This is a genomic window from Kitasatospora sp. SUK 42 (assembly GCF_015776785.2).
GTDB lineage: Bacteria > Actinomycetota > Actinomycetes > Streptomycetales > Streptomycetaceae > Kitasatospora.
Window position 1 is genome coordinate 285,016 of the sequence record NZ_LFMD02000002.1, and the last position, 13,836, is coordinate 298,851.

Consider the following 13,836-nt stretch of genomic DNA (forward strand, 5'->3'; position numbering starts at 1 on the left):
ACGCCGAGCGGGAGTCGTGATGAGCTACGAGATCCAGAAGACCGAGGCCGAGTGGCGCGCCCAGCTCAGCCCCGAGGAGTACCACGTGCTCCGTGAGGCGGGCACCGAGCGCCCGTTCACCGGTGAGTACACCGACACCAGGACGGTCGGCGTCTACGGCTGCCGGGCCTGCGGTGCGGAGCTGTTCAGCTCCGAGACCAAGTTCGACAGCCACTGCGGCTGGCCGTCCTTCTACGATCCGCGCGACTCCGACGCCGTGGAGCTGCTGGAGGACAACAGCCTCGGCATGCGCCGGGTCGAGGTCCGCTGCAAGCGGTGCGGCGGCCACCTCGGCCACGTCTTCGAGGGCGAGGGCTACGGCACCCCGACCGACCTCCGGTACTGCATCAACAGCATCTCGCTGACGCTCCGGCCGGCCGAGCAGGGCTGACCTGCGAACACGAGGGGCCCGGAGCCGACTCCGGGCCCTTCGCGCTACCCGGCCACCGCCGCGAAGCGGACCGGGAGGTGGACCAGGGCGCGGTGGAAGGGGCCCGGCCGCCAGAGCAACTCCTCGGCCGGGGTGGCCAGTTCGAGGTCGCTGAGCCGGCTGGTCAGCTGCTCGATCGCGGTGATCGCGATCAGCAGCGCGGGGTCGCGGGCCGGGCAGGCGTGCGGGCCGGCCGCCCAGGCCAGGTGGGCGCTCTCGCCGCTGCGCAGCTCGGTGCCGTCGGTGGGCGGCGCGGCCTGGGAGTTGGCGGCCGCGTACGAGACCAGCACCAGCGAGCCGGCCGGGATCTCCCGGCCGTGGAAGGTGATGTCGTACCGCGGGTAGTGGGCGGAGAGGTTGGCCAGCGGCGGCTCGTGCCAGAGCACCTCGTCGATCGCCTGGTGCGCGGTCATCGCGCCGCCGAACAGCGAGCCGGCGTAGCGGGCGTCGGTGAGCAGGCGCAGCAGGGCGTTGCCGATCAGGTTGGTGGTCGGCTCGTGCCCGGCGATCAGCGAGAGGGTGATCTGCCGGATCACCTCGTCGTCGTCCAGCCCGACGGGGTGGGTGACGAACCAGGAGGCGAGGTCGTGCCGGGGGTGCGCGCGGCGCTCGGCGACCATGGCGGTGACCACCGCGACGAGCTTCCCGTACGCGGCGCCGGCCCGCTCGGTGGACTCGATCAGCCCGGTGATCGCGGCGACCACCTCGGCGCTGTCCCGCTCGGGCACGCCGAACCAGGTGGTGAGCACGAACGCGGGCAGCTGGCGGGCGTACTCGGCGATCAGGTCGGCGCGACCGACCGCCGCGAAGCGGTCGATCAGCTGGTGGGCGACCTCGGCGACCTGGCGCTGGAGCCGGTGCGGTTCGAACAGGGCGAGGCCGTCGGTGATCACCGCGCGGTAGCGGGCGTGCGTCTCACCGTCGCTGAACAGCGCGGTGGGGCGGTAGCCGAGCACCGGGAGCAGCGGGGAGTCCGACGGGACGGTCCGCTGCCAGTCCCGGGAGTCCTTGGAGAAGGTGTCGGTGTCGCGCAGCAGGTCCAGGGCGGCCTGGTAGTCGGTGACCAGCAGGGCCTCGACGCCGGGCGCGATCTCCACCGGGGCGACCGCGCCGTGGCGGCGCAGCCGCTCGTACACCAGCTGCGGGTCGGCGGCGAACACCGGTCCGTAGATCGGGGTCGGGCGGGTCTCGACGGTCACGGGCGTTCCTCGGCGTCGGTGGAGGCGGCGGGCAGGGTGTCGAGGACGTGCTCGGCCAGGGCGATCAGCGCGTCGAGGCTGCTGTCGCGCTCGCGCGCGTCGCAGAGCAGCAGCGGGGTGGTGGGGTGCAGGTCCAGGTGGGCCCGCAGCACCTCGGACGGGTGGTCCGGGGAGTCCGGGAAGCGGTTGACGGCCACGGCGTACGGCAGGCCCTGCTCCTCGACCATGTCCATGATCTCGAAGGAGTCGGCCAGCCGGCGGGTGTCGGCGAGCACCAGGGCGCCCAGGGCGCCGCGGGCGATGTCCTGCCAGAGCGGGAAGAAGCGACGCTGGCCGGGGGTGCCGAACATGTAGAGCACGGTGTTGCCGGGCAGGGTGAGCCGGCCGAAGTCCACGGCGACGGTGGTGGTGGACTTCTCGGGCAGGCCGGCCAGGTCGTCCACCGGCCGTCCGGTCTCGGTCATCGCCTCCTCGGTGTGCAGGGTGGCGATCTCGGAGAGGGTGCGGATGAGGGTGGTCTTGCCGACCCCGAACGGGCCGGCGACCACCAGTTTCATGAGCAGCTGGTCCCGGTCGGGCAGGTAGCCCACCCGGCCCGGCCGGTCGACCGGGCTACCGGAGCGCACGGAGTCCAACGAGGAGCCTCTCGACGATGGAGCGGTCGGTCTGCTGGGCCCGCGGGATCGGTGCGCGGGCGTGCAGACGGCCCGCCTCGACCAGATCGGCCGCGAGGAAGACGGTGGCGCTGACCGGCAGGCGCAGGTGCGCGGCGGCCTCCACCACGGTCAGCGCGCCGGGGCGCAGCAACTCCCAGAGCCGGCGGTGTTCGGGTTCGAGTTCGGCCGGCGGTTCGGCCCGGTCGGTCCGGTCGGCGAACAGCACGGTCAGCCGCTCGAAGCCCTCGGTGCCGGGGCGGCTGCGGCCGCCGGTGGCCAGATAGGCGGGCACCATCCGCCTGCGGGGGACGGCGTTCATGATCCGGCGGTGGCGTCCGGCCGCCGGGACGGGCTGGCGAGCGCGCGGGCCAGGGCGGCGACCTGGAGCTGCATCTGGTAGGACACGTTGCCGAGTTGGGCGTCCGGGGTGGTGAACACCGCGAGCGAGGTGTTCTCCCCGGCGGGGACGACGATGGCGTAGCCGAGGTCGGACTCCACCACGGTCTGTGCCAGCCGGGGCCGCTCGGTGTCGGTGAAGGCGGTGGTGAAGGCCCGGGCGGCGGCGTGCACGGTGGCGGTCATCGCGGCGACCCGCTCGGCGGAGGCCCGGCCGAGGCCGTCGGAGGCGCCCTCGACGAGGCCGTCGCCGGTGGCGATCACCGCGTGCAGCACCCCCGGGAGCTCCAGCAGCGGGCTCAGCACCCAGGAGATCTCGTCGGTCGCGGTCGGGCTGGGCGAGCTGCTCACTGCTCGGCTCCTTCTAAGGTCTGGCCGGTGGTGTGGTCACCTGGATCGCGGTCGGCGGTGGTGCCGCCGACCGCGGTGCCGGTCGGTTCGGGTACGGCTTCGGAGGTCTCGTCGGGTACGGCGCGCTCGCGGGCGGCCTGCTCGCGGGCCTGCGCCACGGCGGCCCGGCCGGAGCCGGTGCCCTGCTGCAGCGCCTGCCAGTGGGCGGCGGCCCGCTCGGGGCACCGGTCGGCGGTGGGGGTCCGGTCCACGGCGGGGGCGGGCGCGGGCGCGCCCGGCTCCCCGGTCGCGATCGGACGGCGGCGGCGCCGGCTGGGCAGGCCGCTGCCGTCGCCGGACGGGCCCGGCGTCCCGGCCGGCTTCGGTTCCGCCGTCGGCGTCGCCGCTTCCGCGGCCCGTTCCGGGGCGGGGGCGGTCGCCGGACCGGCCGGCTCCGGGTCCCGCACCACGTGGATGGCCGGGGCCGGGTGCGGGCCCGGCTGGTGGTGGCGGTCGGCGAGCACCGGCCCGTCCTGCTCGTCGGCGTCGCGCATCGGCGGGACGGCCTGGACGGTGGGCGCCGGGGCCGGTCCGCTGCCGGCCCGCAGCGGCAGCGGGGTGAGGACCGACAACGGCTGCTCGTCGTCCACCACCGTCACCAGGCCGGCCGGGATGCGCAGGATGGTCCGCATGCCGCCGTACGGCGAGGGCTCGATGTGGCAGGCGAAGCCGTACTGGCGGGCCAGTTTGCCGACCACCGCGAAGCCGGTCTTGGGCGGGTTGCCGAGCTCGGTGAGCAGGACGTCCGACGGGCCGGCCAGCAGTCGGCGGGCGCGGCGCAGTTGGTCCTCGTCCATGCCGATGCCGCTGTCGTCGATGATCACCAGCGCGCCGCGGCCGCCCTGCTGGACGGTGACCGGGACGTCGGTCTCCGGGTGGGAGTAGGCGGTGGCGTTGGCGAGCAGCTCGGCGATCGCGATGGCGATCGGCTCGGCGGCCCGGGCGACCACCGCGAGCCGCTGCTCCCGCAGGTGGTTGGCGACCTTGATCCGGGCGTAGCCGGGCACCCGGGAGAGCGCGCCGACCACGACCTCGGCGAGCGGGGAGTCGGTGCGGGCCAGGCCCGGCCAGGCCTCGCAGAGCACGGCGATGGTCTGGATCCGGCGCAGCGCGACCTCGTTGCGGAAGTCGACCTCCAGCAGCCGGGGGTCGTCGTTGTCGTGCTGGAGCTGCTGGACCAGGCTCTGGATCTGGTATAGCAGGGTCTGGATCCGGGAGGTGGCGCCGCGCATCGCGGCCCGGGCGGCGGCGTCGACCCGCTCGCGCTCGTCGGTGAGCGCGGCGCCGGCGGCGTCCAGGACGGACTGCAACGCCCGGACGGCCTCGGGGCCGACGGCCTGCGCGTCCAGCGGGCCCACCAGCGGGGCGTTGGCGTGCGTCAGCCGTACGGCGGTGGCGGCGACCCGCTCCTGGGCGAGGTGGCCGATCTCGGCGAGCAGCGCGACTGCGTGCTGCTCGGCGGCGGCGAGGCGGCGCTCGGCCTCCTCGGCGCGGGCGGTCGCGGCGGCGCCGTGCCGCTCCGCCTCCCGGGCGGCCTCCTGGGCGTCGCGGGCCGCCTCCTGGGCCTCCCGGACGCTCCGCTCGGTGGCCCGCTGGTGCTCCTCGGCCCGCTGGGCCTGCCCGGCGGAGTTCCTGGCGGCCTCCTGGGCCTCGCGCAACTGCTGTTCGGCGCGGGCGAGTCGGCCCTCCGCGACGCGGATGCGCTCCTCCCCGTGGCCTCGGGCGGTCTCGGCGGCCACCGCCCGGGTGACGGCCTTGGCCCGGCCGCGGGCGAACGCGCCCGCGGCCACGGCGGCGACCAGCGCCAGGGCGATCAGCGCGACCAGCGCGATCTGCGTCATCGAAGTCCTCGGGTGTCCTTGCGGGTCGTCCTGGGCGGTGGCGCCGGTGGCCGGCGGCCTGTCGGGGGTGGCCGGTCACGGGCGGTCGGTCACGGGTGGGGCCGGTGGCCGGTGGCGGAGGGCCGGTGACGGGCGGTCAGTTGCGCGCCGGGCGCGGGCGCGGGACGCGGGCGGCGTCCTCGGCCAGTTCGCGGGCCACCAGGGCGACCTGGCTCATCGCGTCCAGGATGCCGGGCGCCTCGGAGCCGTCCAGGTGCCGGTACTCGGCCGCGATGGTGAGCACCAGCCGCTCGGGCAGGCCGAGTTCGGGGTGCCGCTGCTCGGCTATCACCCGTCGGGCGGCGTCCAGCGCGGGTATTCCGGCGGCGTGCAGCGCGTGGGCGCGCTCACGGACGTAGCCGAGGTAGCCGATGTGCTCGCGGACGCCCTCGCGGTCGAGCACCGGGCCGTGGCCGGGGACGAAGATCTCGGCGCCGGTGGCCAGGGCCTGCTCGCAGGCGCCGATGACGTTCTCCAGCGGGCCGGCCCAGTGCGAGGGGTGGTCGCCGGGCTGCTCGGGGGTCGAGGAGAAGATCACGTCGCCGGTGAACACGGCCCGCTGGTGCGGGAGGTGGACGATGAGGTCGCCGCCGGTGTGGGCGGCGGGCAGGCTGGTGATCTGCACCGGGTAGTCGCCGACCTTCAGCTCCAGCTCGCCGGTGAAGACGGTGTCCGGGTGCACCGGCTCGGTGGCGGACCAGTCGAAGCGCCCGAAGTGCTCCCGCAGGTAGTTGCCGAGCAGGGAGTCCGGGTCGCTGTTGGTGACCAGCGCGTGCTGCTGCTGGGGGGTGGGCTCCCAGTGGATGTGCTCCAGCGCCTCGCGGGTGGCGATCACCTCGGCGTCCGGGAGCACTCCGGCGCCCCACAGGTGGTCACCGTTGGCGTGGGTGACGACCACCCGGTCGATCTCCACCCCGGTCGGCAGCAGGCGGCGGCTCGCGGCGAGGAACTCCCCGGCGAGCGAGGGGTCGTAGGGGGTGTCGATCCAGAGCGCGGTCGTCCCGGAGGCGAGCAGACCGCAGTTGGCCAGGCCCCAGCCCCGCTTAGGGGGGAGCCACACGTACAGGTCCTCGGCAATCGCGCTCACGTTCGCACGGTTGATCGTCATGCGCGCGATTATGCCCACCTTGTGCCTGGAGTGGGGCAAAACCTGCACGAACGGCCTGAGTTCGTGCCCCAGTCCCTCCCGGGCTGTCCGGTTTCGCACCGCGTGGTCGAGACCAATCCTCTCACCATTCGGGACGACTGGTGGACACTTCGCCCCGGAACCCGGAGGAGATGAGGGAGGGGACGGCGGGTGCTACTTCAGCCGCTTGATCCCCTTGCGCTCCCCCGCACAGCGCTCGTACCCGAGCCACTCGTTGATCGCGAGCATCGGCGCGTTGGTGGTGTCGTTGCTGGTGTACGCGTGGCGGTAGCCCGCCGCCACCGCCCGCCGCAGCGACTCCAGCTTGGCGAGCTTGGTCAGGCCCCGGCCGCGGAACTCCGGGCGGCAGGCGGTGAACGCGGACCAGTAGCGGTCCACCCCGTCGGTCTGCGCCAGGCTGAACGCGGCCGGTGCGCCGTCCACCACGGCGACGACGGTCAACTCCCGGTCGAGGTCCGGCCGCTCCCAGACGCTCCGGCGCCACTCCTCGTACTCCAGGGCGTCCATCGGCACCTCGCCGGGCTCGTCCGCGGCGGCGTCCGCGTCGGCGAGGAACAGCGGGCGCGGGTCCGCCGCCCAGTCGGCGGCCGGGCGCAGCTCGACGCCGGCCGGCCGCACGGGCTCCGGCGGCAGCGGCAGCGTCAGGTCCCGTCCGGCGAACTGCGCCGAGCGGCCCAGCTCGTAGCCCCGGGCGGCGGCGAAGGCCAGCGAGCCGGGCACGTCGTCCAGCCAGGTGTGCAGTGCGGCCACCCCGTGCTCGGCCAGGTGCCGCTCGGCCGCGGCCAGCAGCGCGGTGGCCGCGCCGCGCCGCCGGAACTCCGGCAGCACGCTGCCGTTGGCGTACCCGACGCCCTCGGTCGTCGTGCCGAGCACCACCCCGCAGCGCACCGCGCCGACCACCCGGCCGTCCCACTCGGCGACGAGGACGCGGAAGTGCTCGTCCGGGTTCTGCCGGGCGTTCAGCCAGCGCAGGGCCTCGGCGGTGAACACCAGGTGTTCGCGCCCGGCCCGGTGGGCGGCCATCACCGCCTCGGCGTCATCGGGGCGAAAGTCACGGATCGTCAGTTCAGTCGAAGTCATGGGTTCGCACGCTACCCGCGCGCACCGGCCGACCGCCTCCGATTTTCACCCCGGCACGGCGCCCCACCTGCGGGGACGTCCACGACTGGGGACCAAAGTCCCTCACCACCAGGACGGCAAGCTCAAATAATGCTCTGAGAAGACCGGATGGGGCTTGGCAGCCACCCCGCCCGGGGACATCCTCAGCACCACGGCCGCGCGGTCCTGGCGACGAAGCCCGCACCGCCTGACGGTCTCACCGATCGAGCCCTCCGAAGGGGGCGAACGATGACCTCTCCCGCTCTGGAACGACCCGGCTCCGCCCCCGCCCCGACCCGACTGGGCGTCGGCCTCGGCTGGCGCAGCGAGATCGACACCGTGGTCGAGCGCCAACCCGGCCTGGACTGGGTCGAGGTGGTCGCCGAGAACATCTGCGCCGACCACCTGCCCGCCTCGCTCACCGTGCTGCGCGAACGCGGCGTCACCGTCGTCCCGCACGGCGTCGGCCTCGGCCTCGGCGGCGCCGACCTGCCCGACCCCGACCGCCTCGCCAAGCTCGCCGCGACGGCGCTGGCGCTCGGCTCCCCGCTGGTCACCGAGCACCTGGCCTTCGTCCGGGCCGGCGGCCTGGAGGCCGGCCACCTGCTGCCCGTGCCCCGCACCCGGGACTCGCTGCGGGTGATCGCCGAGAACGTCCGGATCGCCCGGGACCAGCTCCCGGTACCGCTCGCCCTGGAGAACATAGCCGCCCAACTCGCCTGGCCGGACGACGAGTTCACCGAAGGCCAGTTCCTCGCCGAGCTCGTCGAGCGCACCGGCGTACGACTGCTGATCGATGTCGCCAACCTGCACACCAACCGGGTCAACCTGGGCATCGACCCGGCCGCCGAGCTCGACCGCCTTCCGCTGGAGGCGCTCGCCTACGTGCACGTCGCGGGCGGCACCCTGGTGGACGGCGTCTGGCACGACACGCACGCCCACCCCGTCACCGAACCGGTGCTGGAGGTCCTGGCCGAACTCCGCGCCCGGGTCGAGCCGCCCGGTGTGCTGCTGGAGCGGGACGCCAACTTCCCGCCGCCCTCCGAACTGGCCGGTGAACTGGACGCCATCCGCCGGGTGCTGGAGGGGAGCACCCGGCGATGAACGACCTGAACCACGCCGAACCGAACGGGCCCGCCGGCGCCGTCAGCACCGGCACGCCCCGGGAACGGCTGGCCCGGCGCCAGGCGGAGCTGCTGACCGCCCTGGTGGCCGGCGGCCCCGTCCCGCCCGGCTTCGACCCGGACCAGGTCCGCGCCCAGTCCACCGGCCTCGCCGCCAAACGGCGCGACACCGCCGCGAAGGTCGCCCCCGACCTGCCCCGCCTGCTCGGGGCGCAGTACGGGCCGCTCTTCCTCGGCTACGCCCGCACCCACCCGCAGACCGGCGGCTACCACGCCGACGCCCGGGCCTTCGCCGCGTGGGTGCTCACCGACGGCGGCCCGCTCGCCGCCGACCGCCGCCGGGCCCTGGAGCGCTGGCTCCACCCGGCGCCCGACCGGTCGCCCGGCCCGCTCGCCCGGCTGCGAGCGGCCGTCGGGACCGCCTTGCGCGGACGCTGATCCGTCAACACCCCGGGGGAACCGCCCATGTGGCACAACACCTACTTCCTGATCCCGGCCGCCCTGCTGGTCGCGGCCTCGTTCCACGCCGGCCGCACCACCCGGCGGGCCAAGCACGTCGCCAACCCGCGCGGCCTGCCCGGCCGCGGCCTGTCCCTGCTGAGCGCGGCCTTCCTGGCCGGCGGGCCCGGCCGGGTCTTCGACACCGCGCTGGTCCGCATGCACGTGGCCGAGCGCGCGGTGATCAGCCGCGGCGGCACGGTCACCATCACCCACGACCGGCCGTACGACGCCGTCGACCAGGCGATCATGGACTCGGCGGGCCCGACCAGGAGCCGCGGCGTCGCCGCCCTGCGCGCCGACGTGATGCGCTCCCCCGCCGTCCAGGCGCTCGGCGACGACCTCGCCGACCGCGGCCTGATGCGCCACCCCGACCGGCTACGGGCCGCCCGCAGGGCCCGCCGGCTGCTCTGGCTCTCGCTGCTCCCGGTTCCCGCGGCCGCCCTCCTCGCCCTCCTGCTGGACGACGGCCACGCCGACCGCCCGGCCCTGTGGGTGCCCGTGGTCCTGCTGGTGTTCGGTCTGGCCTCCCTGATCGGCACCCGGCCGCCCAGGGACCGGATCACCCTGGCCGGCCGCAGCCAGCTCGTCCTGATGTACGTCGGCAAGCCGTGGACGCCCAACTCCGGCCTCTACCCGCGGATGACCGGCGGCGCGGTGCTCGGCGCGATCGCGCTCGGTGGCCTCGCCGCGGCCGCCGCGGAGCCGGGCATCGAGGAGCTCCAGGAGCTCCTGGTGGGTGCGGCGGCCCAGCAGGCGGCGGTGAACGGCGCGGTCGGCGGCTCCTCCTCCTACTCCTCCGGGGTCGGCTCCTCGTCCTGCTCCGGTGCCTCCTGCGGCGGCTCCGCGGCCTGGTGCGGTTCCTCCGACTCCGGGTCCTCCGGCTCCTCCCACCACTCCGGCTGCGGGTCGTCCTCCAGCAGCTGCGGGTCGTCGCACTCCAGCTGCGGCGGATCCTCCTCCAGCTGCGGTTCCAGCGGTTCCAGCTGCGGCTCCTCGTCCTCCAGCTGCGGGTCGAGCTGCGGCGGCGGCTGTGGCTCCTGACGTCACAGTTCGGTATCGCGAACCGGGAAGCCGTTCCCCGGGTCGGCGGCGCAGGCATAGAACAAGCCCATGTGGTTGCTGTTCCTGATACCGGCCTGCGTCGCGGCGGTGCTGTCCTGCCTCCGGCTGGTGCGGATGACCGCCACCGCCGACGCCCTCGCCGAACAGGACCGGCTGCGCCCCCCGGAGGCCGTCGGCATCGGGCTCTACGAGACCGCCTACCTGGCCGGCGGACCGGACCGGGTGGTGGAACTCGCGCTCGTCCTGATGTCCGGACGGGGCCGCCTGCACCTCGCGCACACCGGCTGGACCACCGTGGTCGACCCCAAGGGCCGCAGCCGCCTGGAGCGCGCGATCGTGACCGCCGTCGGCCCCGAGGGCCAGTGCCGTACGGACGAACTGCGCCGGGCGATGGCTGAGCACCCCACCGTTCTGGAGATCGGCGCCCGGCTCTCGGTGGCGGGCCTGGCCACCCCGGCGCTGGTGCAGCGCAACACCGTGGTGGTGGTCCGGCAGGTCCGGCACGCGCTGCTGCTGTCACTGGTCCTGCTCACCGCCGCGCTGTCCCTCAGCGGCTTCACCGGCGGTGACACCGTCGCCCCGCTCGCCTGGTTCTCCCTGCCGCTGGTGCTCACCTCCGGCACCCTGCTGATGGCCCGGGTCGACGTCTACCCCTACACCCGCTGGGCCTCCCCGACCGGCCAGGAGGTGCTGCGCGAGGTCCGCCCGGCCCGCCAGCACGGCCTCGCCGACGACGAGGAGCGCGAACTGCTCACCGCCGTCGCCATGAACGGCCCCGCCGTCCTCCCCGACGCCCGCCTCCGCGCCGCCCTGCGCCCGCACCGCTCCTAGAAAAACCGGCTGCACACCCGCGCTGACCAGGGCAGACTTCCGCCCATGAACAAGCGGGACCACGACGTACTCGACCGCGCCCTGGACGAGGGGCGGCTCGTCCGGCTGCGCCGGACCCTCCCCGGCGCGGAACGGCTGGAGGGCTTCGTCCTCCACACCGGCCCGATCTGGACCCTGCTCGCCAACTGCGCCGACCACCAGCTCGACGGCTGGACCGCCGTCCACACCTGCACCCTGCACAAGGTCCGCGACCGGGGCGGCGAGGAGTCCCTGACCATACGGGCGCTGCGCGGCCGCGGCCTGTGGCCGCTCCGCCTGCCCCCCGCCGACCTGCCGCTGGACGACCACGCCGGCCTGCTCGCCGCCGCCAGCGCCGAGTACGGCCTGGTCTCCCTGCACGCCGAGCACATCGATCCGGGCATCCTCCGGGTCGGCACGGTCACCGAGCTGCGCCCCCGCTCACTGCGGCTGCACGAGGTCGACACCGAGGCGCGCTGGTACCCGAAGCCGGGCAAGTACCGGCTCAACGACATCACCCGGGTCGACTTCGGCACGTACTACACGGAGGTGTTGCGCGAGTTCGCAGGCCCGCGACCGGAACGCAACGCCGCGGAGGCCGGCTCCCCCGCGTGACGCGCAGGGAACCGGCCTCCGTGGAACGGCTCGCTCAGACCAGGCCGTTCAGCAGCTCGCTCAGCGGCTTGCGGCGGCCGGTGAAGAACGGCACCTCCTCGCGGACGTGCAGCCGGGCCCGGGAGGGGCGCAGGTCGCGCATCAGGTCGACGATCCGGTGCAGCTCGTCCGCCTCGAAGGCGAGCAGCCACTCGTAGTCGCCGAGCGCGAACGAGGCCACCGTGTTGGCCCGCACGTCGGGGTAGCCGCGGGCCATCTGGCCGTGCTCGGCGAGCATCGCGCGCCGCTCGGCGTCCGGCAGCAGGTACCACTCGTAGGAGCGGACGAACGGGTACACGCAGACGTAGTCGCGCGGACGCTCGTCGGCGAGGAACGCCGGGATGTGCGACTTGTTGAACTCGGCCGGGCGGTGCAGCGCCATGTTCGACCAGACCGGCTCCAGCTGGCGGCCCAGACCGGTGCGGCGGAAGCGGTTGTACGCCTCCTGAAGGTCGTCCGAGTCGGCGGCGTGCCACCAGACCAGGATGTCGGCGTCCGCGCGCAGACCGGACACGTCGTAGGTGCCGCGCACCGTCACGTCCTTCGCGGCCAGCTGGGCGAACAGCTCGTCCACCTCGGCGGCCAGCGCGGTACGGTCCTCGGGCAGGGCCCCCTTGAGCTTGAACACCGACCACATGGTGTAGCGGATGACCTGGTTCAGGTCGCGCGCCTTCTTCTTCTCGGGCTGCTGCTCCGGCTCCCGCTCAACGGTCTCAGTCATGCGCCCATTGTCCTCTCCGTGAAAGCTTCCCCGGTCGCCGGGGTCGGCAGTCTGTCGATGTGCTCGCCGACGGCCGCGGCGGCGGCCGCCGCCGAGCCGATGCAGGCCGGAATCCCCACCCCGTCGTACGCGGCGCCGCACAGCGCCAGCGCGCCCACCCCCTCGACCGCCGCCCGCACCCGGGCCACCCGGTCCAGATGGCCCACCGGGTACTGCGGCAGGCCGGCCGTGAAGCGCGAGACGAAGGTGTCGTACGGCCGGGCGGTCAGCCCGATCGCCTCCTTCAGGTCCGCCAGCGAGCGGGCCACCAGCTCCTCGTCCGGCAGTTCCAGCGCCTCCTCCTCGCGGTGGCGGCCGAGCGAGGTGCGCAGCAGGAAGGCGTCCGGTGCGGAACGCTCCAGCCAGCCCCACTTGTTGGAGGAGAAGGTCGAGGCCTTGATCCGCCGCCCGTCCACTGGCGGCACCAGGAAACCGCTGCCGCTCGGCGGCTCGGCCAGGTCGGCCCGGCGGAACGCCAGGGTGACCAGCGCCATGCCCGCGTACTCGACGGTGTCCAGCTCGGCGGCGGCGGCCGGGGCGTCCGCGCGCAGCAGCCGGGCCGCGGCCGGGGCCGGGACGGCCAGCACCACGGCGTCCGCGGTCAGCACCTCGCCGCCGGCCACCACGCGCCAGCCCTCGGGGGTGCGGCGCAGCTCCTCGACCGGGGTGTCGGTGCGCAGCTCCACGCCCGCCTTGACGCAGGCCGCGGCGACCGCCTCCGGCAGGGTGCCGAGGCCGCCCCGCAGGCCCTGGAACACCGGGGTGCCGACCACCTTCGGCCGGGAGGCCAGCTCGTGGACCCCCTCGACCAGCGAGCCGCCGCCCCGGGCGATCGGCAGCAGCTGCGGTACGGCGGCGCGCAGCGAGATCTCCTCGGCGCGGCCGGCGTAGACGCCGCCCAGCAGCGGCTCGACCAGCCGGTCCACGACCTCCTGGCCCAGCCGGTCGGCGACGTAGCGGCCGATCGCGACGTCCGCCCCGACCTCGGTGGCCCGCTCGTTCCGGGCCCGCTCCAGCCCCTCGGCGGTGAGCACTCCGGAGGCCGCCAGCGCCTCCAGATCACCCGGGACGCCCATCACCTGCCCGCCCGGCAGCGGCCGCAGCGCGCCCCGGGTCCAGATCGCGGCCTTGGCGGTGGTCGGCGGCTCCAGCTCCTCCGCCAGCCCGACCGCCCGCGCCAGCTCGACCGCCTCCGGCCGCCGCGCCAGCACCGATTCGGCCCCGAGGTCCACCCGGACCCCGCCGACCTCTCCGCCCCACAGCTTCCCGCCGACCCGCCCGGACGCCTCCAGCACCGTCACCCGCGCCCGCGCCGGCCCCCCGGCCGCCCCGCTCAGGAAGGCGGCCGCAGCCAGCCCCGCGATCCCACCACCGACGACGACGACCTGTGCTTCCGACATGCTTCGCAGTCTCGCAGGTCTTTACACCGAACCCTCAATCCACTGCACGCCGGAGATCGATCCTGATCGGGAACGGCACCGGGCGTTCCAGCACGCCCCGGAAGATCCCGGCGGGCACGTACGCCGTCGATCAGTTCGGTGTGCCTGGGCGCGTCGGGCAGGTGGTCGAGGTCATCGGCGAACCACCCCTCGGCCCGCGGCGGATACATCCGGTCCGGCAGTCCGTCCATGGGCCCAAAGTAGTGGCCCTG

Annotated in this window: 13 protein-coding genes and 2 pseudogenes; 5 read left to right on the top strand and 10 right to left on the bottom strand. The window is 74.7% G+C overall.

Annotated features, from left to right (window positions below):
* The first annotated feature begins 19 nt into the window (after positions 1-19).
* Complete coding sequence (gene msrB / locus RZ50_RS01225) at positions 20-430, top strand: peptide-methionine (R)-S-oxide reductase MsrB (protein ID WP_196952671.1); 411 nt, start codon at positions 20-22, stop codon at positions 428-430.
* Between the two features lie 44 nt (positions 431-474).
* On the opposite strand, the gene RZ50_RS01230 is transcribed toward msrB, so the two are convergent.
* From RZ50_RS01230 to RZ50_RS01260, 7 genes are all read right to left on the bottom strand, one after another.
* Positions 475-1,668 carry a cytochrome P450 gene (locus RZ50_RS01230; RefSeq protein WP_196952672.1) on the bottom strand — a complete coding sequence of 398 codons (1,194 nt, stop codon included), beginning with the start codon at positions 1,666-1,668 and terminating at the stop codon, positions 475-477.
* Complete coding sequence (locus RZ50_RS01235) at positions 1,665-2,225, bottom strand: ATP/GTP-binding protein (RefSeq protein ID WP_196952682.1); 561 nt, start codon at positions 2,223-2,225, stop codon at positions 1,665-1,667. The genes RZ50_RS01230 and RZ50_RS01235 overlap by 4 nt, the downstream gene beginning before the upstream one ends.
* A 55-nt stretch (positions 2,226-2,280) precedes the next feature.
* Entirely contained in the window at positions 2,281-2,643 is a 363-nt protein-coding gene (locus RZ50_RS01240; protein WP_196952673.1) for a DUF742 domain-containing protein, read from the bottom strand.
* Positions 2,640-3,071, bottom strand: coding sequence for a roadblock/LC7 domain-containing protein (locus RZ50_RS01245; protein WP_196952674.1), 432 nt, complete (start codon positions 3,069-3,071; stop codon positions 2,640-2,642). Before RZ50_RS01245 ends, RZ50_RS01240 begins: the two co-directional genes overlap by 4 nt.
* A complete protein-coding gene (locus RZ50_RS01250; protein WP_217680179.1) occupies positions 3,068-4,951 on the bottom strand; it encodes an ATP-binding protein in 1,884 nt (627 codons plus the stop codon). The genes RZ50_RS01245 and RZ50_RS01250 overlap by 4 nt, the downstream gene beginning before the upstream one ends.
* Positions 4,952-5,087: 136 nt before the next feature.
* The gene (locus RZ50_RS01255) at positions 5,088-6,098 is read right to left on the bottom strand and encodes an MBL fold metallo-hydrolase (protein WP_196948170.1); all 1,011 of its coding nucleotides are present in this window, start codon (positions 6,096-6,098) and stop codon (positions 5,088-5,090) included.
* Between the two features lie 192 nt (positions 6,099-6,290).
* Entirely contained in the window at positions 6,291-7,217 is a 927-nt protein-coding gene (locus RZ50_RS01260; RefSeq protein WP_196948169.1) for a GNAT family N-acetyltransferase, read from the bottom strand.
* A 267-nt stretch (positions 7,218-7,484) separates the two neighbouring features.
* On the opposite strand from RZ50_RS01260, the pseudogene RZ50_RS01265 reads away from it, so the two are divergent.
* From RZ50_RS01265 to RZ50_RS01280, 4 genes and pseudogenes are all read left to right on the top strand, one after another.
* A pseudogene (locus RZ50_RS01265) lies at positions 7,485-8,797 on the top strand (DUF692 domain-containing protein).
* A 27-nt stretch (positions 8,798-8,824) separates the two neighbouring features.
* Positions 8,825-9,901, top strand: coding sequence for a TIGR04222 domain-containing membrane protein (locus RZ50_RS01270; RefSeq protein WP_196948168.1), 1,077 nt, complete (start codon positions 8,825-8,827; stop codon positions 9,899-9,901).
* Between the two features lie 69 nt (positions 9,902-9,970).
* Entirely contained in the window at positions 9,971-10,753 is a 783-nt protein-coding gene (locus RZ50_RS01275; RefSeq protein WP_196948167.1) for a TIGR04222 domain-containing membrane protein, read from the top strand.
* Positions 10,754-10,798: 45 nt separating this feature from the next.
* Positions 10,799-11,386 carry a hypothetical protein gene (locus RZ50_RS01280; protein ID WP_196948166.1) on the top strand — a complete coding sequence of 196 codons (588 nt, stop codon included), beginning with the start codon at positions 10,799-10,801 and terminating at the stop codon, positions 11,384-11,386.
* 34 nt (positions 11,387-11,420) lie between these two features.
* Here RZ50_RS01280 and hemQ read toward each other — a convergent pair whose 3' ends face one another.
* The 3 genes and pseudogenes from hemQ to RZ50_RS28765 all read right to left on the bottom strand — a co-directional run.
* Positions 11,421-12,146 (bottom strand): hydrogen peroxide-dependent heme synthase, encoded by a 726-nt coding sequence (gene hemQ, locus RZ50_RS01285; protein ID WP_196948165.1) that lies wholly within the window; start codon positions 12,144-12,146, stop codon positions 11,421-11,423.
* Positions 12,143-13,585 (bottom strand): protoporphyrinogen oxidase, encoded by a 1,443-nt coding sequence (gene hemG, locus RZ50_RS01290; protein ID WP_196948164.1) that lies wholly within the window; start codon positions 13,583-13,585, stop codon positions 12,143-12,145. The genes hemQ and hemG overlap by 4 nt, the downstream gene beginning before the upstream one ends.
* A 122-nt stretch (positions 13,586-13,707) precedes the next feature.
* A pseudogene (locus RZ50_RS28765) lies at positions 13,708-13,815 on the bottom strand (Uma2 family endonuclease); the annotation flags it as partial.
* Positions 13,816-13,836: the final 21 nt, after the last annotated feature.

What these genes read in the sequence shown, in the direction of transcription:
- RZ50_RS01270 (WP_196948168.1), top strand. Translation starts at nt 8,825, where the DNA reads ATGTGGCACAACACCTACTTCCTGATCCCGGCCGCCCTGCTGGTCGCG.
- RZ50_RS01250 (WP_217680179.1), bottom strand. Translation starts at nt 4,951, where the DNA reads ATGACGCAGATCGCGCTGGTCGCGCTGATCGCCCTGGCGCTGGTCGCC.
- RZ50_RS01280 (WP_196948166.1), top strand. Translation starts at nt 10,799, where the DNA reads ATGAACAAGCGGGACCACGACGTACTCGACCGCGCCCTGGACGAGGGG.
- RZ50_RS01275 (WP_196948167.1), top strand. Translation starts at nt 9,971, where the DNA reads ATGTGGTTGCTGTTCCTGATACCGGCCTGCGTCGCGGCGGTGCTGTCC.
- RZ50_RS01255 (WP_196948170.1), bottom strand. Translation starts at nt 6,098, where the DNA reads ATGACGATCAACCGTGCGAACGTGAGCGCGATTGCCGAGGACCTGTAC.
- RZ50_RS01240 (WP_196952673.1), bottom strand. Translation starts at nt 2,643, where the DNA reads ATGAACGCCGTCCCCCGCAGGCGGATGGTGCCCGCCTATCTGGCCACC.
- hemQ (WP_196948165.1), bottom strand. Translation starts at nt 12,146, where the DNA reads ATGACTGAGACCGTTGAGCGGGAGCCGGAGCAGCAGCCCGAGAAGAAG.
- hemG (WP_196948164.1), bottom strand. Translation starts at nt 13,585, where the DNA reads ATGTCGGAAGCACAGGTCGTCGTCGTCGGTGGTGGGATCGCGGGGCTG.
- msrB (WP_196952671.1), top strand. Translation starts at nt 20, where the DNA reads ATGAGCTACGAGATCCAGAAGACCGAGGCCGAGTGGCGCGCCCAGCTC.
- RZ50_RS01235 (WP_196952682.1), bottom strand. Translation starts at nt 2,225, where the DNA reads ATGAAACTGGTGGTCGCCGGCCCGTTCGGGGTCGGCAAGACCACCCTC.
- RZ50_RS01260 (WP_196948169.1), bottom strand. Translation starts at nt 7,217, where the DNA reads ATGACTTCGACTGAACTGACGATCCGTGACTTTCGCCCCGATGACGCC.